Annotated in this window: 2 protein-coding genes; both read left to right on the top strand. The window is 62.9% G+C overall.

Features of this window, described 5'->3' with window-relative positions; all coding sequences use genetic code 11:
- On the top strand, nucleotides 1-375 hold a 375-nt coding region (locus EJ063_RS20565), incomplete at its 5' end, for a phage tail length tape measure family protein (protein WP_439333300.1).
- Nucleotides 350-525: phage tail length tape measure family protein (locus tag EJ063_RS21745; RefSeq protein ID WP_439333301.1), on the top strand; the 176-nt coding region annotated here is incomplete at its 3' end. The genes EJ063_RS20565 and EJ063_RS21745, both read left to right, overlap by 26 nt.

Genomic DNA, 525 nt, shown 5'->3' with positions numbered 1-525 from the left:
CAGCTTGCAGGCGGGCAAAGTCCGTGGCTGATCCTGCTGCAACAGGGGGGGCAGGTGAAGGACTCCTKCGGCGGGMTGATCCCCATGTTCAGGGGGCTTGCCGGTGCGATCACCCTGCCGATGGTGGGGGCCACCTCGCTGGCGGTGGCGACCGGTGCGCTGGCGTATGCCTGGCATCAGGGCAACTCAACCCTGTCCGATTTCAACAAAACGCTGGTCCTTTCCGGCAATCAGGCGGGACTGACGGCAGATCGTATGCTGGTCCTGTCCAGAGCCGGGCAGGCGGCAGGGCTGACGTTTAACCAGACCAGCGAGTCACTCAGCGCACTGGTTAAGGCGGGGGTAAGCGGTGAGGCTCAGATTGCGTCCGTTTAACCAGACCAGCGAGTCACTCAGCGCACTGGTTAAGGCGGGGGTAAGCGGTGAGGCTCAGATTGCGTCCATCAGCCAGAGTGTGGCGCGTTTCTCCTCTGCATCCGGAGTGGAGGTGGACAAGGTCGCTGAAGCCTTCGGGAAGCTGACCAC

The sequence above is a fragment of the Vibrio aquaticus genome, from assembly GCF_003970385.1.
Classification (GTDB): Bacteria; Pseudomonadota; Gammaproteobacteria; order Enterobacterales; family Vibrionaceae; genus Vibrio; species Vibrio aquaticus.
Note: the sequence above shows the minus strand (reverse complement) of the source record. Positions and strands in the feature narration are given on the sequence as shown.